The organism is Mycobacterium sp. NGS49, from assembly GCF_059812565.1.
The window spans coordinates 155,816-180,479 of record NZ_JCALCX010000007.1 but is presented as its reverse complement, the minus strand read 5'-3'; the positions used below and the strand labels follow the sequence as shown (position 1 = coordinate 180,479).

Annotated in this window: 21 protein-coding genes, 1 tRNA gene and 1 pseudogene; 15 read left to right on the top strand and 8 right to left on the bottom strand. The window is 64.8% G+C overall.

The window, feature by feature from the left end; genetic code table 11:
* The first annotated feature begins 153 nt into the window (after positions 1–153).
* The 3 genes and pseudogenes from AC5Y7D_RS09580 (at position 154) to AC5Y7D_RS09570 (ending at position 1,195) form a co-directional block, all read left to right on the top strand.
* On the top strand, positions 154–456 hold the full coding sequence (locus AC5Y7D_RS09580) for a ricin-type beta-trefoil lectin domain protein (protein WP_499923484.1): 303 nt from the start codon (positions 154–156) through the stop codon (positions 454–456).
* A gap of 212 nt (positions 457–668) precedes the next feature.
* Positions 669–773 (top strand): annotated as a pseudogene (locus tag AC5Y7D_RS09575) (hypothetical protein); the annotation flags it as partial.
* A 173-nt stretch (positions 774–946) separates the two neighbouring features.
* Positions 947–1,195 carry a hypothetical protein gene (locus tag AC5Y7D_RS09570; RefSeq protein WP_499923589.1) on the top strand — a complete coding sequence of 83 codons (249 nt, stop codon included), beginning with the start codon at positions 947–949 and terminating at the stop codon, positions 1,193–1,195.
* Between the two features lie 18 nt (positions 1,196–1,213).
* On the opposite strand, the gene AC5Y7D_RS09565 is transcribed toward AC5Y7D_RS09570, so the two are convergent.
* Both AC5Y7D_RS09565 and AC5Y7D_RS09560 read right to left on the bottom strand, forming a co-directional pair.
* Entirely contained in the window at positions 1,214–3,145 is a 1,932-nt protein-coding gene (locus AC5Y7D_RS09565; protein ID WP_499923483.1) for a fumarylacetoacetate hydrolase family protein, read from the bottom strand.
* Complete coding sequence (locus AC5Y7D_RS09560; protein ID WP_499923481.1) at positions 3,142–5,406, bottom strand: ATP-dependent DNA ligase; 2,265 nt, start codon at positions 5,404–5,406, stop codon at positions 3,142–3,144. Before AC5Y7D_RS09560 ends, AC5Y7D_RS09565 begins: the two co-directional genes overlap by 4 nt.
* 23 nt (positions 5,407–5,429) lie before the next feature.
* Here AC5Y7D_RS09560 and AC5Y7D_RS09555 point away from each other — a divergent pair, with 23 nt between their 5' ends.
* The 4 genes from AC5Y7D_RS09555 to AC5Y7D_RS09540 all read left to right on the top strand — a co-directional run bounded on the left by AC5Y7D_RS09555 (position 5,430) and on the right by AC5Y7D_RS09540 (position 10,881).
* A complete protein-coding gene (locus AC5Y7D_RS09555; protein ID WP_499923480.1) occupies positions 5,430–6,377 on the top strand; it encodes a carbohydrate kinase family protein in 948 nt (315 codons plus the stop codon).
* A gap of 4 nt (positions 6,378–6,381) precedes the next feature.
* On the top strand, positions 6,382–7,293 hold the full coding sequence (ku, locus tag AC5Y7D_RS09550) for a non-homologous end joining protein Ku (RefSeq protein WP_499923578.1): 912 nt from the start codon (positions 6,382–6,384) through the stop codon (positions 7,291–7,293).
* 80 nt (positions 7,294–7,373) lie between these two features.
* A complete protein-coding gene (pstS, locus tag AC5Y7D_RS09545) occupies positions 7,374–8,501 on the top strand; it encodes a phosphate ABC transporter substrate-binding protein PstS (protein WP_499923479.1) in 1,128 nt (375 codons plus the stop codon).
* Positions 8,502–8,757: 256 nt separating this feature from the next.
* Positions 8,758–10,881, top strand: a complete 2,124-nt coding sequence (locus AC5Y7D_RS09540) for a serine/threonine-protein kinase PknD (protein ID WP_499923478.1) — start codon at positions 8,758–8,760, stop codon at positions 10,879–10,881.
* Positions 10,882–10,890: 9 nt separating this feature from the next.
* Here the strand turns inward: AC5Y7D_RS09540 and pstA are convergent, their stop codons facing one another.
* The 4 genes from pstA to AC5Y7D_RS09520 form a co-directional block, all read right to left on the bottom strand.
* Entirely contained in the window at positions 10,891–11,802 is a 912-nt protein-coding gene (pstA, locus tag AC5Y7D_RS09535) for a phosphate ABC transporter permease PstA (protein WP_499923476.1), read from the bottom strand.
* On the bottom strand, positions 11,799–12,773 hold the full coding sequence (gene pstC / locus AC5Y7D_RS09530; protein ID WP_499923475.1) for a phosphate ABC transporter permease subunit PstC: 975 nt from the start codon (positions 12,771–12,773) through the stop codon (positions 11,799–11,801). Before pstC ends, pstA begins: the two co-directional genes overlap by 4 nt.
* A 12-nt stretch (positions 12,774–12,785) precedes the next feature.
* Entirely contained in the window at positions 12,786–13,904 is a 1,119-nt protein-coding gene (pstS, locus tag AC5Y7D_RS09525; RefSeq protein WP_499923474.1) for a phosphate ABC transporter substrate-binding protein PstS, read from the bottom strand.
* Between the two features lie 292 nt (positions 13,905–14,196).
* The gene (locus AC5Y7D_RS09520) at positions 14,197–14,367 is read right to left on the bottom strand and encodes a hypothetical protein (RefSeq protein WP_499923473.1); all 171 of its coding nucleotides are present in this window, start codon (positions 14,365–14,367) and stop codon (positions 14,197–14,199) included.
* Positions 14,368–15,073: 706 nt separating this feature from the next.
* Here AC5Y7D_RS09520 and AC5Y7D_RS09515 point away from each other — a divergent pair.
* From AC5Y7D_RS09515 to AC5Y7D_RS09480, 8 genes are all read left to right on the top strand, one after another.
* Positions 15,074–15,865: an SDR family oxidoreductase gene (locus AC5Y7D_RS09515; protein WP_499923472.1), complete on the top strand. Its 792-nt coding sequence runs from the start codon at positions 15,074–15,076 to the stop codon at positions 15,863–15,865.
* Positions 15,866–15,875: 10 nt separating this feature from the next.
* Positions 15,876–16,958: an NAD(P)H-dependent amine dehydrogenase family protein gene (locus tag AC5Y7D_RS09510; RefSeq protein ID WP_499923470.1), complete on the top strand. Its 1,083-nt coding sequence runs from the start codon at positions 15,876–15,878 to the stop codon at positions 16,956–16,958.
* Positions 16,959–17,055: 97 nt separating this feature from the next.
* Positions 17,056–17,793 (top strand): flavodoxin family protein, encoded by a 738-nt coding sequence (locus tag AC5Y7D_RS09505; RefSeq protein ID WP_499923468.1) that lies wholly within the window; start codon positions 17,056–17,058, stop codon positions 17,791–17,793.
* 77 nt (positions 17,794–17,870) lie between these two features.
* Complete coding sequence (locus AC5Y7D_RS09500; protein WP_499923466.1) at positions 17,871–19,112, top strand: Nramp family divalent metal transporter; 1,242 nt, start codon at positions 17,871–17,873, stop codon at positions 19,110–19,112.
* Positions 19,113–20,240 carry a poly-gamma-glutamate hydrolase family protein gene (locus AC5Y7D_RS09495; RefSeq protein WP_499923464.1) on the top strand — a complete coding sequence of 376 codons (1,128 nt, stop codon included), beginning with the start codon at positions 19,113–19,115 and terminating at the stop codon, positions 20,238–20,240.
* Positions 20,241–20,246: 6 nt separating this feature from the next.
* The gene (locus tag AC5Y7D_RS09490; RefSeq protein WP_499923463.1) at positions 20,247–21,071 is read left to right on the top strand and encodes an LLM class F420-dependent oxidoreductase; all 825 of its coding nucleotides are present in this window, start codon (positions 20,247–20,249) and stop codon (positions 21,069–21,071) included.
* Between the two features lie 49 nt (positions 21,072–21,120).
* Positions 21,121–21,193, top strand: a tRNA-Arg gene (locus tag AC5Y7D_RS09485).
* A 434-nt stretch (positions 21,194–21,627) separates the two neighbouring features.
* Positions 21,628–22,557 (top strand): sensor domain-containing diguanylate cyclase, encoded by a 930-nt coding sequence (locus AC5Y7D_RS09480; RefSeq protein ID WP_499923461.1) that lies wholly within the window; start codon positions 21,628–21,630, stop codon positions 22,555–22,557.
* Positions 22,558–22,596: 39 nt separating this feature from the next.
* Here AC5Y7D_RS09480 and AC5Y7D_RS09475 read toward each other — a convergent pair whose 3' ends face one another.
* Together AC5Y7D_RS09475 and AC5Y7D_RS09470 are read right to left on the bottom strand one after the other, a co-directional pair.
* Positions 22,597–23,376 carry a YoaK family protein gene (locus tag AC5Y7D_RS09475; RefSeq protein ID WP_499923459.1) on the bottom strand — a complete coding sequence of 260 codons (780 nt, stop codon included), beginning with the start codon at positions 23,374–23,376 and terminating at the stop codon, positions 22,597–22,599.
* A 126-nt stretch (positions 23,377–23,502) separates the two neighbouring features.
* Positions 23,503–24,663, bottom strand: coding sequence for a fatty acid desaturase family protein (locus AC5Y7D_RS09470; protein WP_499923458.1), 1,161 nt, complete (start codon positions 24,661–24,663; stop codon positions 23,503–23,505).
* Position 24,664: the final 1 nt, after the last annotated feature.

Below are 24,664 nucleotides of genomic sequence, written 5' to 3'. Positions count from 1 at the left end.
CCGCCGATGCCGGAGTGACAGCCGTTCGGCAGTGAACGTCGAAGTCGGCGTCATACTGGAAGAGCGTCGAGGGCTCTTTGCCAGATCGAGAAGCCCCACCCGTGCCTGCGGCATGGACGGCGTTCTGTGACGCCATCACCATAAACAAGAAAGATGGAGCCGATGCCCGCAATGTCCGTGATGCGACGTGCTATTGCGATGCTGACCGTCTTCGTCACGGCGTCAGGAGTCGCGACGACAAGAGCTGGCGGGTCCAACGCCGATGGGCCGGCCTCGCTGAAAAGTCGGCTAGGTGACTGGTGTCTCGACGCCCGCAGTAGCGACAACAACACCACGGTAGTCGTCAATCCCTGCGGTAGTTCAGAATCTCAACGCTGGATAGTCAATGAGAGCGGGCAGATCGAAAGCGCGGCTTTCCCCGGCATGTGTTCGACAACCCGGCGAATAAACGCCTAGCTGGTCACCCTGTGGCCCTGTCAGCCCTACACCGTCAGCCAAACCTGGAGCTTCCGGCCGAACGGCCAACTGGCCGGTGGCCTCGGGGGCTTGTCCTGCCGCCAAGTTTTCGGGGCCGCCGATCCCGGAACTGCAGTGGCAGCACTGAATTGCGGTCTCAACGGCATCGGACAGCAGTGGGACAGCGTTTGACCGACCCCTTGCATCCGAAAATGTCCCTTCCGGAAAAGTTCACACCGCCCTCCGTGTCAACAACTTGCGCCGGGCACGACAGGAGCGTCAGCGCCCAGGCAGCGGCCTTCTACGACGAGTTCGTGCGCACGTTGTCCGCCGCTGCCGGGTCATACGGTTACGCCGAGGCCGCCAACGCGTCGCAATTGCAAGCCCCACACGACTTGCTGCACACGATCCACGCACCCACCCAGGCGCTGCTGGGTCGCCCGTTGATCGGCAACGGGGCGAACGGCGCACCGGGGCAATCCGCGGCGGGTTGCCGTTCGGAACGGGAGGAAACGGCGGCGTGGGCGGCACCCGAGGAGTCGGCGGGTCCGGCGCACACGGCGCCGGCGGCGGGATCGGCGGAAACGGCATCAACGGAGCAGCTCCCGGTCCCGGCGGTGACGGCGGTCGAGGTGGCGACGGCGGGTTGGGCGGCGCCGGCGGTACGGGCGGCGCCGGCGGGGCACCGGGTGGTGCCGGCCTGCTCGGCCAGCCGGGGCACACCGGAGCGCATGGCTGAAACCGGTGTCCTCGTCTCTCAACCCTGTTGCCTCTTCGCCAGCCACTCCGCCTGCATCACCACCAACCCCAGCAGCTCCAGCGCCGGCGTCTCCGGATCCAGTTCGCGGTAACGCTGATACATGTTGACCACGACCCGTTCGCAGTCCAGCCACGACGCGTACTCACCGAGGTCGACGGCCTCGACGGCCTCTCGAAACGACAGGCCCTTGCGGTACAGGGCGTCGGCCTGCTCGGTGATGTAAACGAAATAGTCACGCAGGGAACGGATTCCGTCGGGGTCGGTGACGGGTCCGTGGCCGGGCACGACGGTGGGCGCATCGAGCGCGATCATGGTGTCGCACGCGGCGATCCAGTTGGCGATCGGACCGGCCCACACGATCGGCGTGCAGCCGATGAACAACAGGTCGCCACCGAACAGCACACCGGCATCGGGCACGTGCACCACCGAGTCGGCCGCGGTATGGGCCGGCCCCAGGTTCAGCAGATCCACCCGGCGCCCTCCAACGTCAATGGTCAGCTCGCGGTCGAAGGTGTGATCGGCATTGCGAATATGGATACCGCGAAAGTCGAAATGCCCGAACCGGTCTCGCACGAACGGCGTCGCGACCGGGCCCAGGTCCGCAACCTGTATGGTAACCAGCCGGTCGGCGCTGAGGTCGTGCGAGATCTCCTCGGCGGTGTCGGCAGCCGCGATTATCCGCACGCCGGATCCCAACAGTTGATTGCCGTGCGTGTGGTCACCGTTGGAGTGCGTGATCAACGCATGGGTGATCGGCGCGTCATCGGTGATAGGCCGCATCGCCGAAAGCATTTCGCGCGTCAGCGGCAGGTCGAACAGCGTGTCCACCAACAGCGATGCCCCGTCGCCGGCAACCAAACCGGCATTGCTCCAACCGAACCCGCCGTCCGGCAACGTCCACGCCCACACCCGGTCACCAACCTCATGCAGTCCACGCGTGTAGGGCACTTTGGCGGGCGCCGGGTTGACCCGCACCGCCTCCGCCGCGGCCGCCGGATTGGGCCGCGGCGCCAACGGAACCGGCGCCGGAGTCGATCGCACGGTCTGCCGGGTCTCCCCCAACCCTTCGACCTGGAGAGTCACCACATCCCCGTCGCGCAGCCAGCCCGGGAAGGACTCCGGCTCCCTCAGGTGCTCAACCAGAGTGCAGGTGGGCACGGTGCCGGAGCCGATTACATCGCCGGGCCGCAGCAGCACACCCCGCGAGGCATAGGAGATGACTTCGCCGAAGGTCCAGTCCATCGACCCGGTCGAGCCCGTCCCGATGACGGTGTCGTTGACCAGCGCCCGCACCTCCAGGCTGAGTCTGCCGTCCCGAAAATGGACCTCCAGTTCATCGGGGGTGACCAGGTACGGGCCCAGGGTGACCCCGCTGTCCTTGCCCTTAGCCTGCCCGATCCGCAACTGGCCCTCGAGCATCTGCAGGTCCCGTGCCGACCAGTCGTTGAAGATCATGTAGCCGACGATCGCCTTCTCGGCCTGCTCGATCGTCAAGTCACGGCCGGATACCCCTATTACCGCGGCGATCTCCAATTCGAAGTCCTGCCAGGCACTGCCGGGTGCCGACGGCGCGTCGTCATACGGGCCTAATACCGTTGCCGGACAGGCGAAATAGAACGCCGGGATGCGATACCAGGTGTCGGCCAGTACCCGGCCCGCACCAGTGGCCTCCTGACAGTTGCGCATATGGTCGAGGAAGCACAGGCTGTCGCGTATCGAGGGCGGGCGCGGAATCGGCGCGGCCAGTGAGACATCCGCGAGCGCCACGACCGTCGTCGGTGACGCCAACGCCGCTTCGCCGGCACCGCGCAAATCGCCATCACTGATCAAATCCAGCAATGTCGTGCCCGGCGCCACCGCATAGATCTCGTCACCGGAGAGCACCCCGGCACGTTCACCCTCGGGACTGCGGTAGGTAACCCATTTCATTCGCGCACAACCTCATTCGGATTCTTGTCGGGCCGTAGCCCACGCCAGCTGGGCTGGCGAAGCCGGTTGTCCGGCGTCCACTCGCTGTAGCGCACTTCACCGACCAGGGTCGGCCGGACGAACGTGACTCCGCGCGCGTCGCGGGCGGGAAGCTTGCTACTGAACGGCGATTCGTCGGTGTGCAGCGGTTCCAGGGTCTGCTTGAGGTTGGCCAGGTCGCGATCGGTGAATCCGGTACCGACACGTCCGGCGAACTGCAGCCCGTCGGGGCCGGGGATGCCGACCATCAGCGCGCCGATACCGCCGCCGCGGCCACCCTCGCCCTGCCGCCAGCCGCCGATGACGACTTCCTGGGTGTTCCAGTGTTTGTCTTTGATCCACGACGCCGAGCGCCGGCCGGGCTGGTAAGTCGAGTCCCGTTTCTTGGCAACCACGCCCTCCCAACCCTGCCCGGCCGAATACTTCAGTGCCTCGCCACCATTACCGGGCAGCAGTTCGGGAACGATGAGATCGCCCGCCTCGCCCAGGGTTTCCAGCAGCCGCCGCCGGTCGGAGTACTTCGCCCGCAACAGCGACCGGCCGTCCAAGTACAAGAGGTCGAAGGCCCAGAACTCGATGCGGGTGGCCCGCACCCGGTTCTGCATCTGGTGGAAGTTGGGCACACCGTGCTCGTCCAGCGCCACCACCTCGCCGTCGAGCACCACGTGGTGAGCAGCGAGATTTGCTGCCAACGAACGTAATTGGGGAAACTCGAGGGTCACGTCCCGGCCGCTGCGGGAGCGCAGCGCGATGCTGCCGTGGTCGGCGTTGACCAGCAGTCGGTAGCCGTCCCACTTGCCTTCGAACGCCCACTGACCCTTCTTCAGACCGGTGACCGACCCGTGGGTGGTGAGCATGGGAGCGAGCCCGTCGAAATCGAAGACCTTTTGATCCTTCATCCGGTGCGCCAGCCATTGGTCGCCGTTGGTCCGGATCAGCGCGTACCGTCCGGAGATCCGGCTGCCGTGCAGGGTCACGATGACTTCGTTCTCGCGGAACTTCTCGGCCTCGTACGTGCCGGCATCCCAGATGATCACCTTGCCCGCCCCGTACTGGCCCTTGGGGATGGCGCCCTCGAAGCCGGCGTACTCCAGCGGATGGTCTTCGGTATGCACCGCCAAGTGGTTCACCGACGTGGTTTCGGGCAGATTCTTCGGGATCGCCCAGGACACCAGGACGCCGTCACGTTCCAGCCGGAAGTCATAGTGCAGGCGGCGGGCGTGGTGTTCCTGGATGACGAACGTATTGTCCTGCCCAGTAGCGGGTTTGGTCCGCGGCACCGGCTCCGGCGTCTTGGACGCGTTACGCATGCTGCGGTACTTGCTCAAACGATCGGCGATCGGCGCGTCGGTGTCGAGCTCGGCGAGCAGATCACCGTCGCGGGCCACCCGGTCCAGCACCTCGTCGTAGTTGAGCTGGCGCAGATCCGGGTCGTCGAGTTCCTCCCAGGTCCGCGGGGCGGCCACCGTGGGATGTTCGCGGCCCCGCAGTGAATACGGCGCGATGGTGGTTTTCGCGCCGTTGTTCTGGCTCCAGTCCATGAAGACCTTGCCGGCCCGCAGGCTCTTGGTCATGGTCGAGGTGACCAATTTCGGCATGGTCTTTTCCAGTTGCTGCGCAACGCGTTTGGCCAATACACTGGCGCCCCGGCTGCTCACCGGCTCGGCCAGCGGGCTGTAGAGGTGCAAGCCCTTGCTGCCGCTGGTCAGTGGATAGGTCCGCAACCCGATGTCGGCGATCAGGTCCCGCACTTCCCGCGCCACGTCGGCCAGTTGCGCCATCGTCACGCCTTCACCGGGATCCAAGTCGAACACCAGGCGGGTCGCCGGGCCCGGCTTGCGGCTCTCGCCGGCCCGGGTCCACTCCGCGACGAATCGCCACTGCGGCACGTGCACTTCCAGAGCGGCCTGCTGGGCGATCCAGGCCAGCCCGTCCACGCTGTCGATGATCGGGTAGGTCGTGGTTCCGGACCGGTGGGTGACGCTAGCGCGCGGCAACCAGTCGGGCGCGGACGAGGCCAGTTGCTTCTCGAAGAACGACTGGTGGTCGACGCCGTTGGGCCAGCGTTTGCGGGTGGCCGGGCGGCCGGCGATGTGCGCCAGCATCACCCCCGCGATGCCGGTGTAGTAGTCGAAGATGTCGGCCTTGGTGGTGCCGGTGGCCGGGTAGAGCACCTTCTCGGCGTTGGTCAGCCTGACCGCCTGCGGTGACGCCGTACCCATAATGCCAACGTAACGTGTCGGGCATGGGGCGTGGACTGATCATCGGAGAAGCCCTGATCGACATCGTCGACGGGCGATCCTACGTCGGCGGCAGCCCGCTCAACGTCGCCGTCGGGCTGGGGAGGCTGGGGCGCGGCGTCGACTTCCTGACCCATATCGGCTCCGACGCTCCCGGGCAGCGCATCGCCGAGTATGTCAAACATGCTGGCGTGCAGCTGGTTCCGGGAAGCACCGACGCCGCGCGGACCTCGACTGCGGTGGCCGGCATCGCCGCCGACGGCTCGGCCACCTATTCGTTCGACCTGGACTGGCAGCTCACCGGCACACCACCCGTCCCGCCACCATTGTTCGTGCACACCGGGTCGATCGCCGCCGTGCGCGAGCCGGGGTGCCTGGCCGTCGCGGCGCTGCTGGACGCCTACCGGGTGTCGGCGACCGTCACCCTAGACCCCAACGTGCGGCCCTCGCTGATCGTCGATCGCGACCAGGCCGGCGAACGCATCGACAACCTGCTCGCCCGCGCCGATGTGGTGAAGGTCAGTGACGAGGACCTGCGCTGGCTGGTGCCCCACCGTGCGCCCCCCGACACCGCGCGCAGCTGGCTGGCCTGCGGACCCGCGATCGTGGCACTGACCATGGGCGATCGAGGAGCGATGGCGTTCTGCGCGGCCGGTCAGACCGCGGTGCCCGCCCGGCCGGCCGACGTCGTGGACACCGTCGGGGCCGGCGACGCATTCATGGTCGGCCTGCTCGACACCCTCTGGGATCTGGACCTGCTCGGCGGCGACCGGCGAGATCAGCTGCGCCGGATCAGGCTCGACACGCTGAGATCGGCACTCGACGTGGCGGCCACCCTGTCCGCCCTGACGGTTTCCCGCGCCGGTGCCGACCTGCCGGATCGGGCCGCGCTACAGGCGCACGATCACCTGCGCGTGCCCCGGGGTAACCCGGATGCGCACGGGGCATACTGACAAAATGCGCTCCATCTGGAAGGGCTCGATCGCGTTCGGGCTCGTGAATGTGCCGGTAAAGGTGTACAGCGCCACCCAGGACCACGACATCAAGTTTCACCAGGTGCACGACAAGGACAATGGGCGCATCCGCTACAAGCGGGTGTGCGAGGTGTGCGGCGAGGTCGTCGAATACAGCCACATCGCCAGGGCCTTCGAGTCCGACGACGGCAAGAGCGTGATCATCACCGACGACGACATCGCCACTTTGCCCGAGGAGCGCAGCCGCGAAATCGAGGTACTGGAATTCGTTCCGGCCAGCGAAGTCGACCCGATGCTGTTCGACCGAAGCTACTTCCTGGAGCCGGACTCGAAATCGTCCAAATCCTATGTGCTGCTGGCCAAGACACTCGCCGAGACCGACCGGATGGCGATCGTGCATTTCTCGTTGCGCAACAAGACCCGGCTGGCTGCGTTGCGAGTCAAGGACTTCGGCAAGCGCGACGTCATGGTGATTCATACGCTGTTGTGGCCGGACGAGATTCGCGATCCCGATTTCCCGGTGCTGGACAAAGAGGTGGAGATCAAGCCGGCCGAGCTGAAGATGGCCGGCCAGGTGGTGGAGTCGATGGCCGACGACTTCGACCCGGACCGCTACCACGACACCTACCAGGAACAGTTGCAGGAGCTGGTCGAGGCCAAACTGGAAGGCGAAGAAGCCTTTACGGTCGAGGAACAACCGACCGAGCTCGACGAGACCGAGGACGTCTCCGATCTGCTCGCCAAGCTGGAGGCCAGCGTCAAGGCGCGCTCGGGCGCCAAGAAGGAGCCCGCCAACAAGGCGCCGGCGAAGAGGGCACCCGCCAAAGCGGCCAAGAAAGCTCCGGCCAAGAAAGCACCCGCAAAGAAGGCCGGCGCCAAAGCCGGCGGCAAATGAGCACCCGTGTTCGGCTTCCACGGGTTGTCCGTTCACGTATGCTCATCGTGCTGCCGACCCTGAGCATTCGAGGAGTTGCCGTGAATTCCATTCGATCTGGCGTCGCCCTCAGCCTCCTGGTGGTCGGCGCGCTGGTGCTGTCCGGATGTGGCGGCAATTCCGGGAATTCGGCGTCTTCGTCGGGATCCAGTGCCGCGCCCGTCGTTCCGGTGAACTGCGGCGGCAAGAAGAAGATCCTGGCCGGCGGCTCCACCGCGCAGAAGAACGCGATGGAACAGTTCGTCTACGCCTACATCCACGCCTGTCCCGGCCATACCCTCGACTACGCCGCCAACGGCTCGGGCGCCGGCATGAAGGCATTTCTGGGCAACGAGACCGACTTCGCCGGCTCCGACTCCCCGATGAACCCCGATAAGGGCGAACCCGATCGTGCCCGCGAGCGGTGCGGGTCGCCGGCATGGGACATCCCCGTCGTATTCGGCCCGATCGCGGTCACTTACAACATCAACGGAATCAACTCGCTGAGCCTGGACGGGCCGACCATCGCCAGGATCTTCAACGGTGCGATCACCAAATGGGACGACCCGGCCATCAAGGCTCTCAATCAGAGCACCAACCTGCCGCCCACCCCCATTCACGTCGTCTTCCGCGGTGACCAATCCGGTACCACCGACAACTTCCAGCGCTACCTGGACGCGGCATCCAACGGCGCCTGGGGCAAAGGCACCGGCCAAGGCTTCAACGGCGGCGTCGGCGAAGGCGCGGCGGGCAACGACGGCACCTCACAGGCCATGAAACGAACCGACGGGTCCATCACCTACAACGAATGGTCGTTCGCGGTCGGCCACCAGTTGAATATGGCCCAGATCATCACCTCGGCCGGCCCACAGGCGGTGTCGATCAGCGCCGAGACCGTCGGCAAGACGATCGCAGGGGCCACGTTCAAGGCGGGCAGCGACGAACGTGACCTGATCGTGGACACCTCGTCGTTCTACCGGCCAACGCAGGCCGGCGCTTATCCGATCGTGCTGGTGACCTATGAGATCGTCTGCTCGAAGTATCCCGACACCCCGACCGGCCAGGCGGTAAAGGCGTTCATGCAAGCCACAATTGGCGACGGGCAGATCGGCCTGGACGAGTACGGCTACATCCCGTTGCCGAACTCGTTCCAATCGAAACTCATACCGGTCGTCAACGCCATCGCGTGACCATTCGTATACGACCGACGTTGAGGGGCAAACGAATTCGGCGCTCTTGAGTCCGGGCCGGGGTCCGGCGACCGGCCGCTCCGTTACGCACTCGTGATTCAAAATTCATCCCGAGTCGCCGGATTCGGTTGTGTGCCTCCTCTCGGAGGATTTACCGTGTGTTAACCATCAGTTTTCGGCGCGACGGCGCCGGTGGCGTCGGATGTCGCCGGTAGCGGCCCGCGCATCGGGTGGCCGGGCGAAGGGAGCATCGACGGTGACCAACACCGGGTCGGAATCGCGGGTGGGGTCACGTTTTGGGCCCTACCAGTTGGTGCGCCTGATCGGCCGTGGCGGGATGGGCGAGGTGTACGAGGCCGAAGACACCCGCAAGCACCGGGTGGTGGCGCTCAAACTCATCTCGACACAGTTCTCCAACAACCCGGTCTTCCGCTCGCGGATGCAGCGGGAAGCGGATCTCGCCGGCCGGCTCAATGAACCGCACATCGTGCCGATCCATGACTACGGCGAGCTCGACGGGCACTTCTTCGTGGAGATGCGCCTGATCGACGGGGTGTCGCTGCGTTCCATGCTCACTCAGTTCGGGCCCCTCACCCCGGCCCGAACGGTCGCCATCGTGCGACAGGTCGCCGCCGCACTGGACGCCGCCCATGCCAGCGGCATCACGCACCGCGACGTGAAACCGGAGAACATCCTGGTGGCCCAGAATGACTTTGCCTACCTGGTGGACTTCGGGATCGCCCGCGCCGCCCACGACCCGAATCTGACGCAGAGCGGCATGGCCGTCGGGACCTACAACTACATGGCTCCGGAACGGTTCACCGGCGACGAGGTCACCTACCGGGCCGACATCTATGCGCTGGCCTGCGTATTGGGTGAGTGTTTGACCGGGGCGCCGCCGTACCGGGCGGACAGCGTGGAACGGCTGATCGCCTCGCACCTGATGGCACCGGTCCCCCGCCCCAGCGTGCTCCGGCCCGGGCGCGTTCCCGCTGCGTTGGACCAGGTGATCGCCAAGGGCATGGCGAAGAACCCCAGCGAGCGTTACATGACCGCCGGCGATCTGGCTTTGGCCGCGCACGAGGCCCTCAGCACGCCCGAGCAACGGCAGGAAGCCACCATCCTGCGGCAGGGCGACAACGAAACCCTGATGCTGCCCGCGGTCGATCCCGGCGCCGGCGGCTGGTCGAGCCAGGGCGGCTCGGGCTCGTACCCGAGCAGTCCCGCGACCATGCGGGCACCGGTTCCCCAGCAGTTCCGCTCCGGCGACGAGACGATGGCTCAGCCCGTGCCGTCCAATACCGGCGGATGGCGGGAGAAGCCCAACAACTCCGGCCAGTGGACCCAGGCCGCCCCGGTCGCCAACCCGGGGTGGGCCAGCCACCCCGGCGTCGCCACGTCGGGCCCCGTGCCGATGGGTCCGCCGCCGTTCCAGCAGCCCTCCCAGCAGTCATCTCAGCCGTACGCGACCACGACGCCACCACCCCAGCCACGGAAGTCACGCAAAGCGCTGATCTTCGGCGCCGCTGCCGCCGCCGTCCTGCTGGTCGTGATCGCGGCCACCGCGTTCCTCCTCACCCGCCCCGACGGTGGCGGGTCCTCCCCGCAGAACGCGAGCGGGCAGCACGTCCTGCCGTTCAACGGTCTCAATTTCCGTTTCGCTCCGGGCGGGGTTGCGGTCGACGGCAGCGGCACCGTCTACGTCACCAACCAGACCATGTACGGCCGCGTGGTGGCGTTGCCCGAAGGATCCAGCTCGCCCACGGTGAAGCCGTTCAACGGCCTCTACGAACCGCAGGGCATCGCCGTGGACGGGGCCGGCAAGATCTACGTCAGCGACTTCAACAACCGGGTGGTGGCCCTGGCCGGCGGCTCGAACAACCAGGTCGTGCTGCCGTTCAACGGTCTCAATTACCCCGAAGGCGTCGCGGTGGACCCGCAGGGCAATGTCTACGTGGCCGACCGGGGGAACAACCGGGTGCTCAAATTAGCGGCAGGCAGCAACGCCCAGACCGAGTTGCCGTTCAACGGGCTCAAGAACCCCGACGGGGTGGCGCTGGACAGCGAAGGCAACATCTATGTCACCGACACCGACAACAATCGGGTACTGATGCTGGATGCCGGAACCAGCAACCAGACGGTACTGCCGTTCACGGGCATCAACGCACCGTGGGGCATCACCGTCGACGGCCAGGGCAACGTCTACGTCACCGAGCACGACAACAACGTCGTGGCGAAATTGCCGGCCGGCGCGACCGCTTCGGTGGAGCTGCCGTTCACCGGTCTGAACACCCCACTGTCGGTGGCGGTGGACAAGAAGGGCAACGTCTACGTCGCCGACCGCGGCAATGGCCGGGTGCTCAAACTCGCGCAGAACTAGCGAGTGCTGTCAGCGTCGCCGGGTAGCCAGAAACCGCATGCCCGCCGCCGAAAGGTTGATCACGGCGACGATGATGATCAGGGTCAGGGCCGCTCCCCAGACACGCAGGAAACCGGCGTGTTCGGGGTTGGTGAGCTCGGTATAGATCAGCAGCGGTAGCGAAGCCATGTTGCCGTCGAAGATCTTGTAGTTGATCGACCGGCTGTAGCCCACCAGCACCAGCACCGGAGCGGTCTCGCCGATCACCCGGGCGACGGCCAGCAGGACCCCGGAAATGATTCCCGGCGTGGCGATCGGTCCCACGATCCGCACGATCGTCTTCCACTTCGGAACACCCAGTGCGTAACTGGCCTCGCGCAGCTCGTCGGGCACCAGCCGCAGCATCTCCTCGGTGGAGCGCACCACCACCGGCAGCATCAGCAGAACCAGAGCCAGCGACACCGCAAAGGCGCTCTGCTGGAATCCGAGGGTGGCGATCCACAGGCTGAAGATGAACAGCGCTGCCACGATCGAGGGCACCCCGGCCAGCACGTCGACCATGAACGTCGTCAGCCGAGCCAGCCGGCTGGTCCCGTATTCGACCAGATACACCGCGGTCATCAAGCCGAGCGGCACCGCAATCACCGCCGCCACTCCGGCCTGCACCACCGTTCCGTACAACGCTTGGTAGACCCCGCCGGTGAATTCCTCCGGCAGCACACCGCGCAGTGAATGCGTCCACCAGTCTGCCTGCACGACCGCATACCAACCGCGGGCGATCACCACGCCCAGCAACCAGCCCAACGGCACCAGCGCAATAAGGAACGAGGCGAGGAAGAGGAGGGTCGCGACGTTGTTCTTGATTCGGCGGGCCAGGCTCAGGGGCCGAAACACCACTGCCTTTACCGGCTGTTCGAGCGCGGCCGCATTCAGCTGGCTCATCCGTTGACCTTCCCGCCTGCGATCGCGCGGGCCGCGGCGTTGACCATGAACGTCAGTACGAACAACGCGAACCCGGCCGAAATGTACGCACCGGTCGGCAGCGGCTCACTGAATTCCGAAGCCGCCGAGGCGATTTTGGAGGCAAACGTATAGCCGCCGTCAAACAGCGACCAACTTCCGGCCTTGGCGGAAGAACGCAGAATGATCAGCACCGCCACCGTTTCGCCCAGCGCCCGGCCCAACCCCAGCATCGATGCGGCAATAACACCGCTGCGACCGAACGGCAGCACGGTCATCCGCACCACCTCCCACTTCGTCGCGCCCAGCGCCTGCGCGGCTTCGATCTGAATCGGCGGGGTCTGGCGGAACACTTCTCGCGACACCGACGTGACGATCGGCAGGATCATCACCGCCAGCACGATGCCCGCCGTGAAGATCGTGCCGCCACCGGCCAGCGACACGTTGCCGCTCTTGAACAGAAACAGCCAGCCCAGGTTGGTGTTGAGAAATCGGGCGACCGGCTCGAGCTTGGGAGCCAGCACGAAGATCCCCCACAACCCGAAGATGATGGACGGCACCGCGGCCAGCAGATCGACTATCGCCCCGAACGGGCGCGCGAGCCGTTTCGGTGCGTATTGGGTGATGAATACGGCGATGCCGACGGCGATCGGCACTGCCAGGGCCAGTGCGGTGATCGAGCTGAGCACGGTGACCATGAAGAGGTCGCTGATGCCGAACGCCAGCGTCTCGTCGTCGGAGGTGTCGAACTGCGCGCTGGTGAAGAAGTTCGCGTGGTTCGCGCGCAGCGAAGGTATCGCCTTGATCAGCAGGAACACCGCGATCAGCAGGATCGCCGCCACGATGGTGGACCCCGCCGCCGCGGCGATCAGCCGAAAAAGACGATCCGCTCGCCGGGCTGCGTGCGCGTCTACCTCCGCCAGCGCAGACTTTGCCAGCGGAGCTTTGACCACGTAATCCTCAGATCAGGAGATCGCGTTGACCGCGGTCGACAACCTGGACTTGAACGAGTCCGGGATAGGCACGTAGCCGTTGTCGCCCAAACCGTTTTGGCCGCCGCCGATGGTCGACTGCAGAAACGCCTTGACCGCCGTTCCGACATCCGCGGCGGGGTACTTCGAGCAGACGATCTCGTACGTCGCCAACACGATCGGGTACGAACCCGGCTGTGTGGGCCGGTAGAACGAGATCGTGTCGAGCACCAGGTCGTTGCCCTGGCCAGAGATCGTCGCCCCCGCGATCGTCTTGCCCACCGAGTCGGTGCCGATGGCAACGGGTTCGGGACCGGCAGTCGTGATGATCTTGGCCATGTTCAGGCGCTGCCCCTGGGCGAACGACCACTCGTTGTAGGTGATCGACCCTTCGGTGTTCTTGATGGCCGCCGCGGTGCCGTCGTTGCCCTTGGCGCCTTCACCGACACCGCCCTTGAAGGCCTTACCCGTGCCCTTGCCCCACGCACCGTTGGAGGCGGCGTCAAGGTAGCGCTGGAAGTTGTCCGTCGTACCGGACTCGTCACTCCGGAACACGACATGGATGGGAGTGGCGGGCAGGTTGGTGCCCGAGTTCAGCGCGGCGATCGCCGGGTCGTTCCAGGTGGTGATGCCGCCGCTGAAGATCTTGGCCAGGGTGGCGCCGTCCAGGTTCAGCGTACTGACGCCGCCGATGTTGTAGGTGACCGCGATGGGACCGAACACCACCGGCAGGTTCCAGGCCGGCGCGTCGCCGCAACGCTTCATCGCCGCCGCGGCCTCGTCCTTGCTCAACGGCGAGTCGGAACCCCCGAAATCGGTTTGGTTTCCGTTGAATTCGCTGATTCCCGCGCCGGAGCCGTTGCCTGTGTAGTTCAGCGTCTGACCAGGACAGGCCGATTCGAACGCCTTGACGAACCGGGTCATCGCGTTGGCCTGCGCGGTGGAGCCACTGGCCTTGAGCGTCTTCTTGCCGCCGCAATTCACGCTGCCCGACGAGCCACCCGACGTGCTTTGCCCTCCCCCACTTGCATTGTTGTCGCTACCGCACGCTGACAAGACCAGTGCGCCCGAAGCCAGGACACCGAGCGCGGCACCAAATCGGTTGAGTTTCAATTCAGTTCCTAACGGTAGAGATGAAACATACTACCCGCCGCCCCTCCGCACGGCTTGTCCGACCAGACCCTTTACTCACTCCCTTGCCGCTACATTAACAACAGGTAACCTACGGTGAAAGAGTCGACGAAGCCGACGTGGCCGGGCTCGGCGCCGGCAAGTCGGTGCGGGTGGTCCCTACCGCCCGGGTTATCAAAGAAAAGCTCTGGCGCTCAACGCATTTCGTTATCGGAGCGCAGCGCGAGGGCCGGCCACCGCCGGACGCACCCGGAGTGCGGCCGGCCCTCCCAGATCAGCGACCGTTCTGCGCGAGCTGCTCGACCATGACGTTGCCGGCCATGGAACCCGGTTCACCTAACCTGCTCGGGCCGTTGACGCACGCGGCTCCCGTGACCAGGAAGCCCGCGGCCAGTGCTGTCAGCACCACCAAAGCACGCATCTTGGCATGACCCATTTTCCTCATTGCTCATTCCTCCTAATCCGGTGCATCCACGAGAGGCATGGATACGCGCCAAGTATTACGCAATCAATGCTTGTCCGCGCCAATTTAGTCCGAACAATTCATTGCGTTGCGTTGTACCCACGACATCAGCTCGGTAACCAAGGTCGCGCGCCGCAATTCAACCGAGAGCGAGACCATTTCGAGGGGCACCACGCGCCACCGTTAATTCGCCGGACAGATGGGGTATCAGCACTGATGATCATGCTGTGAAACAGCTTTGGTGCCTGCCCGGCAAGTCCACCCGCGCCACGGTTATTTGTTCCTCACGAATGGATCTGTCCAAATTTGGGGCATGGAATTCCCGGTTGTAACATTTATAGTCACCGGACGCGGTATGTCTCATGTCTATATTGCTTGTCCAGTCACTTGACAATGACCACCGGTCACATAACCGGATTTTTCACCGCCGCCGTTCATCGGGCGATTGACGTAAGACACCCGTTCGAAGTGGGTTCGCCGACGACGGCGAGTGGTATGAGACCGCGCGCATCAGCAGGTCACTCCACCACCGCGTCACCGGAAGGCTGAGGCGCTCGCCGCACACCGGGTTCAGGACCTCTCGCGTTACATTTGCCGGGCAGTGTGACAAAGTAGAACTTGTTACAAAAAGCTCTCCGAGACGGTGCGCTCCACTGCCGTGTCGGCCGTCAACTGAAACGAGGCGGTAGTGATCCTCGACAGGTTTCGTCTGGACGACAAGGTCGCCGTGATCACCGGAGGCGGTCGCGGACTCGGTGCGGCCATTGCACTCGCTTTCGCCGAAGCCGGTGCCGACGTCGTCATTTCCTCGCGCACACAAGCGCAGCTGGACGAGGTGGCCGAGCAGGTACGTGCGACCGGGCGACGAGCCCACGTCGTCACCGCCGACCTGGCTCATCCGGAAGACACCGCCACGTTGGCCGGTGCAGCCGTCGAGGCCTTCGGAAAACTAGACATCGTTGTCAACAATGTCGGTGGCACCATGCCCAACACGCTGTTGACCACATCGACCAAAGACCTCAAGGACGCATTCACGTTCAATGTGGCAACGGCGCACGCTCTGACCGTCGCGGCGGTGCCGCTGATGCTCGAACACTCCGGTGGGGGCAGCATCATCAACATCACCTCGGCAATCGGCCGGCTGGCCGGACGTGGCTTCGCCGCTTATGGCACCGCCAAGGCCGCGCTTTCGCACTACACCCGGCTCGCGGCGCTGGACCTTTGCCCGCGCATCCGGGTCAACGCCATTGCGCCGGGTTCCATCCTGACCTCGGCGCTGGAAGTAGTGGCCGGCAACGAGGAACTGCGCGCACCTATGGAGAAGGCGACACCGCTGCGCCGTCTCGGCGATCCGGTCGACATCGCCGCTGCGGCAGTGTATTTGGCTTCGCCCGCTGGTGGCTTCCTGACCGGCAAGACGCTGGAGGTCGACGGCGGCCTCACGTATCCCAACCTTGATATCCCTGTCCCGGATCTGTGAGGAGCACACCATGGCCATCCGTGTCGCCCAGCTCGGCACCGGCAACGTCGGCGTCCACTCGCTGAAAGCTCTCATCAGCAACCCCGAGTTCGAGCTCACCGGTGTGTGGGTGTCCTCGGACGCGAAGGCAGGCAGGGACGCCGCCGAACTTGCCGGCCTGGAGGGATCCACCGGCGTGCTGGCCACCACCGATCTGGACGCAGTCTTGGCGACCGCACCACAGTGCGCCGTCTATAACGCCATGGCAGACAACCGCCTTCCCGAAGCCCTGGAAGACTACCGGCGGGTCCTCGCGGCCGGGATCAACGTCGTGGGCAGTGGCCCGGTGTTCCTGCAGTACCCATGGCAAGTGTTGCCCGAAGAGCTGGTCAAACCAATCGAAGATGCCGCGCGCGAAGGCAATTCAAGCGTGTTCGTCGGCGGCATCGACCCCGGCTTCGCCAATGACCTGCTGCCGATGGCGCTGGCCGGCACCTGCCAGAGTATCGAGCAGGTGCGGTGCATGGAGATCGTCGACTACGCGACCTACGACAGCGCCGTTGTCATGTTCGACGTGATGGGCTTCGGCAAGTCGCTCGAGGAGACTCCGATGCTGCTCCAGCCGGGCGTGCTGAGCCTGGCCTGGGGGTCGGTGGTTCGGCAACTTGCTGCCGGCCTTGGCATTTCGCTCGACGAGGTCACCGAGAAGTATGTCCGGCTACCCGCACCGGAGGCCTTCGACATCGCCTCGGGTCACATTCCCGAAGGCAGCGCCGCCGCGTTGCGGTTCGAGGTGCTCGGCATGGTCGACGGACGGCCGGCCGTGGTGCTCGAGCACATCACCCGGTTGCGAGAGGACCTGTGCCCGGATTGGCCGCAGCCCGCGCAGCAAGGCGGTTCCTATCGGGTCGAGATCACCGGTGAACCCTGTTATGCCATGGACATCTGCCTGAGCAGCCGCCGCGGTGACCACAACCACGCGGGTCTGGTTGCCACGGCAATGCGGGTGGTCAACGCAATCCCGGCGGTGGTGGCTGCCCCGCCAGGGATCTGCACAACCCTGGATCTACCGCTGATCCCCGGCCGCGGCCTGTACAGCCCTACAGCCGGCTGACCAGCCGCGCGGCGGTGTCCGGCGCTGGCGGTTCGCGGCACAGGTATTCTCTCGGCGAACAGGCCACCATCAACACCGACGGACAGGTGCGTAATCCTTGACTCTCCAAGACGGCACGTCATCACCGGAACCGCGTCGCGACGGCCTGCGAGCGCTTTTCATCAACGCCACTTTGAAGCGCTCCCCGGAGCTCAGTCACACCGAGGGGCTGATCGAACGCAGCGCCGGCATCATGCGCGAGCAGGGCGTCGAGATCGACAGCCTGCGCGCGATCGACCATGACATCGCCACCGGCGTGTGGCCGGACATGACCGAACATGGCTGGGCGACAGACGAATGGCCCGCCTTGTACGAACGAGTGCTGGCCGCCGACATTCTGGTGCTGTGCGGACCGATCTGGCTGGGCGACAACAGCTCGGTGATGAAGCGCGTCATCGAACGCCTCTATGCATGCTCGCATCTGCTCAACGCCGTCGGCCAGTACGCCTATTACGGCCGGGTGGGTGGATGCCTCATCACCGGCAACGAAGACGGGGTCAAGCATTGCGCGATGAACATCCTGTACAGCCTGCAGCACCTGGGGTACACGATCCCGCCGCAGGCCGACGCGGGCTGGATCGGTCCGGCCGGGCCGGGGCCTTCCTACCTCGACCCAGGGTCGGGCGGTCCGGAGAACGACTTCACCAATCGCAACACCACGTTCATGAGCTACAACCTGGTGCACCTGGCACGGATGTTGAAGGCCAACGGCGGCATAGCGGCGGAGGGAAACCAGCGCACCCAGTGGGATGCCGGTTGCCGTCCCGACTTTGCCAATCCCGAATACCGCAGCTGAGCCGGCCGCGGCCGGTGTCCGCACGGCTGAATGTTTCGGTTAACCTAACTTTTTGCTTCGAAGAGTAGGTCGCGGAGTTGGCGCAGGACATCACAACCTCGGACACGGCGAGCGCCGACCGGGCGGCCTGGTATCTGTTGGGTCCTGCCTTCGTCGCAGCGATCGCCTACGTCGACCCGGGTAACGTCGCCGCCAACGTCAGCTCGGGCGCCAAGTTCGGGTATCTGCTGCTGTGGGTCATCGTTGCGGCGAACGTCATGGCCGGACTCGTTCAGTACCTCTCAGCGAAACTCGGCCTGGTTACCGGACATTCGCTGCCCGAGGCGATAGGCCACGGAATGGGACGTCCCGCCCGGCTGGCTTACTGGGCACAAGCAGAGGTCGTGGCGATGTCGACCGATGTCGCCGAGGTGATCGGCGGAGCCATCGCTTTGCGCATCCTGTTCGGGTTGCCGCTGCCGCTCGGCGGTCTGATCACCGGCGCGATCTCCCTGGTGCTGCTGCTGATCAAAGACCGGCGGGGACAACGCCTGTTCGAGGCGGTCATCACCGGTCTGCTGCTGGTGATCGCCCTCGGGTTCACCGCGAGCTTCTTCGTCGCCACACCCCCGGCAGGCGAGGTGATGTCCGGCCTGGTGCCGCACTTCCAGGGCACCGAAAGTGTATTGCTGGCCGCGGCGATTCTCGGTGCCACCGTCATGCCGCATGCGGTCTATCTGCATTCCGGACTGGCCCGCGACCGGCACGGACGGCCGGAGCCGGGCACGGCACGGCGCCGACTGCTGCGCATCACCCGCTGGGACGTGGGAGTGGCGATGGTGATCGCCGGCGGGGTGAACGCCGCGATGCTGCTCGTGGCCGCGTTCAACATGCGCGGCCACGGAGAAGTGGGAACGATCGAGGACGCCTACGCCGCGGTTCGCGACACGATGGGACCCACCATCGCCGTGCTGTTCGCGATCGGGTTGCTGGCGTCCGGTCTGGCGTCGTCGTCGGTAGGCGCCTACGCCGGAGCGATGATCATGCAGGGGTTGCTGCACTGGTCGGTTCCGATGGTGGTGCGCCGCCTGGTCACGCTGGGTCCGGCGGTGGCGCTGCTGGCATTCAATGTCGACCCCACCCGGACCCTGGTCCTCTCACAGGTCGTGCTGTCGTTCGGGATTCCGTTCGCGGTGCTGCCGCTGGTCCGCCTCACCGCCAACCGTGAGCTGATGGGCGATCATGCCAACCACCCCGCCACGACGGTTGTTGGCTGGGTGGTCGCGGTGATGATTAGTCTGCTCAACGTGGCATTGATCTATCTGACGGTGACGGGCTGAATGCCGGTCCACCGGCACCTCTACTTCGCATATGGATCCAACCTGTGCGTGCGGCAGATGGCCGCCCGCTGCCCGGATGCCGGTGACCCGCACCCGGCGGTGCTGTCCAATCACGACTGGCTGATCAACGAACGCGGCGTGGCCACCGTTGAACCCTGCCCGGGAAGTGAAGTGCACGGCGTGCTGTGGCGGCTCTCGGATCGTGACCTGACCGTTCTGGACAGCGCGGAGGGGGTGCCGGTGCGCTACCGGCGCGACCGCCTGGACGTGAATACGGCATCGGGGTCGTTGCCGGCGTGGGTGTACATCGACCACCGGGTGACGCCCGGCCCGCCCCGGCCGGGTTATCTGTCGCGCATCGTCGACGGCGCCATTCACCACGGCCTGCCGCAACGTTGGATCGACTTCCTGCACCGCTGGGATCCGGCCCGCTGGCCACTGCCAATGGTCGCCGACGACGTTGGGCCACAGTCGCTTTCAGAGTTGTTGCGTGAGCCGGGGGTAGTGGAGCTGAGCCGGCTGCGCTCCCGTTTCGGCTTCCTTGCGATTCACGGCGGCGGGCTCGAGCAGATGACCGATGTGATTGCCGAGCGGGCCGCCCGGGACGCCGGGGCCTCGGTGTACGTGCTGCGCCACCCGGACCGCTATCCGCACCACCTGCCGTCATCGCGATTCGATCCGGCTGAATCCGCCCGGCTGGCGGAGTTCCTCGACCACGTCGATGTCGCTGTCTCACTGCATGGTTACGGCCGGATCGGGCGCAGCGCCCAGCTGCTGGCCGGCGGACGCAATCGCACCCTGGCCGCGCACGTGGCCGGGCACATTCGGCTGCCGGGTTATCAGGTCGTCACCGACCTCGGTGCCATCCCGACGGAGCTGCGGGGCCTGCACCCGGACAACCCGGTCAACCGGGTTCGGGGCGGCGGGGCGCAGCTGGAACTGCCGGTCCGGGTCCGCGGTTTGAGCCCGCGCAGCCTTCTGTTCGGCGACGACGCTGGGCGCACCGGCCAGCTGCGGAGCCGGACCATCCGGCCTGAGGCCGGGTCCGACGGGTTGCCACCGCTCCCTTCCGCGTTGGCGCAGGGTCTGGCGGCCGCGGCATGCTCGTGGCAGTTTCCTTCGGATTGATAGAGGTTGTTGGTGGACAAAGATTTTCGATTCGGCTTGAGCATCCGCTACTTCAAGTCGCGCGAGGCGTTGGTGGAAATCGCCAAGCGCGCGGAGAATCTGGGATTCGACGTGTTGTGCGTGCCGGATCACCTCGGCGCGGCCGCGCCGTTTCCGACGTTGACCGCGGCGGCAATGGTCACGGAGCGCATCCACCTGAGCATGTACGTGCTCAACGCCGCCTTCTACAAGCCGGCGCTGCTGAGCCGAGACATCGGCGCTCTCGACATCCTCAGCGACGGACGCTTGGAGGTGGGACTCGGAACCGGTTACGTCCGAGAAGAATTCGAGGCGGCCGAGCTGCCCTATCCGAGTGCAGGCGCGCGAGTCGACCACCTGCAACACATGACGCAATACCTGGCCGACCACCACTCGCGGGTGCCGATCATGATCGCGGGCAGCGGTGACCGGGTGATGACCCTGGCCGCCCGGCACGCCGACATCATCGGACTGACCGGCGCCAGGGTGCGCGATGTGGAGGACCCGCTGGCCGAGCGCGTCGATTTCGTCCGCACTGCGGCCGGTGACCGGTTCAGCGCCCTAGAGCTGAACCTGGTGATCACCGCGGTGCCCCGGGAGGACGAGAGCATGCCCGACCTGTCGTTGGCCCGGCGCAATGCGCCCGATCTGTCCGACGAGGAGTTGCTGGCCATGCATTCGGTGCTCAGTGGATCACCGGGCGAAATGGCCGAGAAGCTGTCGGGACACCGGGAGAAGTACGGCGTAACGCACTTCACCGTGCAGGACAACCACATCGACAACTTCGCCAGAGTGATCGCCGAACTGCGCTGACGGCGAGCGGTCGGTGCGCGATCGTGCGCCCGGTAAGCTCAGCGCGTCCGCCCTCGTAGCTCAGGGGATAGAGCACGGCTCTCCTAAAGCCGGTGTCGCAGGTTCGAATCCTGCCGGGGGCACGTTGCGTTTTTTTGATCGGCTCGGGTGGCGGCCCGCGCCGGCCCGGCAGGACTGCCACCGATTTTGGGCACTATGGCGGACGGAAAAGGCAGAAGTGCTCTATCGGGCGCCATCTCGGCAAGGGAGCATGGCGCAAATATTGCAGGTCTCAAGTGAGCAACACGGTGTCTGGTATGAGTCACCGGATGGTTGGGTGTAGTTCAGCCGAGCCTAGGGTGTGTGTGCAGTGATCGACGATGAGTTCCGAGACTCCGGACCAGGGATGGTGGCCGTTGCCGGCGCGCGCCGGCAGCCGGCCACTCGCCGACGCACGCGCCATGGCTGAGGGTCTGAGTGCCGTCCCAAGTCCCGCTTCGAAGTGGCGCGGAGGGCTTGCACCTGAGATCCTCGCTGGGCCTACGGCCGTCCTTTTCCGTCAAGAGAAGTCGCAATTATGCAAGACCTGACGACTCTGCACAGTTTGGTCTTCAACTCTTTAGACGATCAAATTGCCGTGATAGACGAGGCGGGCAACATCGTCGACGTCAATTCGGCATGGACCGACTTCGGCATGGCGAACGGGCTTTCTGCCAGCTACGCCTCGGTAGGCAGCAACTATCTAGAGGTCCTGTCCGCTTCTGTCGCCGGCGGCGACAGCCTAGCCGGAGAAGCTGCGGACGGAATTCTGGATGTGGTAAGTGGGCGGCGCGCATCGTACTACTTCGAATATCCCTGCCACAGTCCGCAGGAGAAGCGCTGGTTCATGATGCATGTCACCCGCCTGAAACATGATTCACTGCGCCTGTATATCATTTCCCATCGCAATATCACGCTGCGCAAATTGGCCGAGGAACGGGCCGAGCACCAGGCCATGCATGACCCGATCACCGGATTGCCCAATCGGCGCTATTTCAGCCAGTCCTTACACAGTGAGGTCCGGAACAGTATCCGTGATCGATCCGCGATCAGCCTCATCGAAGTTGATATCGATCACTTCAAGGACTACAACGACGCGTGCGGGCACCTTGCCGGCGACCAGAGTCTGGCCCGCGTCGGCCAGGTTCTGCTCGCCTATCGCCGCAGACCGACCGACCTTGCAGCACGCCTCGGCGGCGACGAATTCGCGCTGCTCCTGGGAGACACCGACCTCCGCGAATCACAAAGGTTTGCGACCGCGATACTGAAATCGATCAACGATCTATGCATCGTTTACGGCGACTCCAAGCAGGTGACGGTGAGCGTAGGTGTGGCCTCCGTGGTACCCACGCATCAGCAGCATGAGGAAATCTTGTTCAAGGAAGCGGACAAGGCGTTATACCTGGCGAAATTGGCGGGACGAAACCGCGTTGTGTCTGCAGGAACGTTGGTCGATCAGCAAACCTGAGCCGGCCGTTGATCTGATGCGATGCCGCGGCGCCCACGCTCACTGAGATCCCGCATGCGCCGATTGCACCGGCGCCTCATCCGGTTGATTCCGCGTGACGCCCAGCCCTTGCCTATTCAACAGTCCGGCCGTTGCCAGGGCCACACAAACGGCAGCCGGAAGAAACAGCGCGTAGCCGCCGTAGCGCGCACCAGCCAGCAGCCCCAATACTCCACCTAGCAGGAAGAACGCAAAGGTGACCGCAAGAATTGCGGCCTTCCACCTTTCGATTCCGTGCCGCCGGCTACGACCGAGCATCAACCCGAGGTCGGTGACGGTACCGGTGAAATGGGTGGTACGCACCGCCATCCCGCGGAAGTTGGACGTCATACCGTTCTGCATACCGAGCGCTGTGGCAGCGAACATCGCCTGAACCGTGTTCTGCTCGATGCCGAGCGCGGCGATCTGCGACTTGAACACCGACACTTCGAACTGTGTAGCAACGACTAGCAGCAGAATTGCCTCGATAATGAGCACGGCAGCCTGCCGCCTGCCGGTGAGCGCTTGGGTCGGCGCGAGAATCGCACCGGCCAAAGCGGCGCCGCCGAGGAAACCAAGAACGATCGCGGCAAGCAGGTGGCCTTCGTACAGCCATGGATTGGCGGTGTTCATCCCCAGTTGAGTCGTTACCGCGGTCACGTTCCCGACCGGGAACGCCAGTATCAGGATTGCCACGGCGTTGACGTATCCGGCGGTCAGCGCCAGCACGCCGGTATAACCCACCATCAACTTGCGACGGGAGGACTCACCACCACCGGTCGAGTTGCTCCGCGGCGGCATATGGTGAGGCACCCACTTTCACATATTGGAAGTTTATTAATTGTTGTCAGCAGCAACTTTTTGCGAGTCTAACAAGTACTTACCTCGCATGCCGTGCCGCCAAACGGCCTCATAGAGTGTTCTCAGTTACGCAGCTTGCGCTTCCTTGCGCGGTTTGGCGAACATCACCTCGAAGATCGCTGCCGGCTGGATGGCCTCCGACGCCTTGCGACCGAAGTCGTTGGGCAGCGACAGCCAGACTACCTTCTTCCACGCCGACGCGACCTGGCGAGGCAGCGAACCGGTGGTGTACGTCAGGCCGTACCGCTTGAACACCTCCTGCACCTTCGGGGCGATTTCCTGATAGCGATTGCTGGGCAGGTCCGGGTACAGGTGGTGCTCGATCTGGAACGATAGATTGCCACTCATGAAGTGCAGCAGAGCATTTCCCGAGATGTTGGCCGAACCGAGCATCTGGCGCAGGTACCACTGCCCTCGGGTTTCGCCCTCGATTGAGGTCTTCTCGTAGGTCTGCACGCCCTCGGGAAAATGACCGCACATGATGACCGAGTGAGTCCACCAGTTGCGGACCAGGTTTGCGGTGAGGTTCGCCGTCATCGTCGTGACGGCCGAAGGACCGGACAGCAAGGGGTGCAGTACGTAGTCACGCATCACGTGCTTACGCACCTTTGCCAACACCTTTTTGCCCTGCCGCTGAAATTCTTCCTTGTCGGTGCGGCCTTTGAGGTACTTGCCGATTTCGAGATCGTATGCAGCGATACCGTATTGGAATAGGCAGGCGTTGATGAAATTCCACAGCGGTTGGGCCAGATAAAATGGCTTCCACCGTTGATTCTCGTCGACCCGCATGATGCCGTAACCCAGATCATGGTCCTTGCCAAGGACATTGGTGTAGGTGTGGTGGACCTCGTTGTGGGAGTGCTTCCACATTTCCGCCGGGGATGCGTTGTCCCATTCCCAGGTGGTGGAGTGGATCTTCGGGTCGCGCATCCAGTCCCACTGCCCGTGCATCACGTTGTGGCCGATCTCCATGTTTTCCACGATCTTCGAAATCGACAGTCCCGCAGTGCCGATCAGCCAGGCGGGCGGGAAGAGCGAGAACAGCAGTACGGCGCGACTGGCCAACTCGAGACGGCGCTGTCCGTCGATGACGCTGCGGATGTAGGCGGCGTCGCGCTCGCCGCGGGCGGCGAGCACGTTCTCGCGGATGGCGTCGAGTTCGCGGCCCAGGTTCTCGATGTCCTCGGCGGACAGGTGAGCGGTCGGATCGGATTTCTTGGCAGTCATT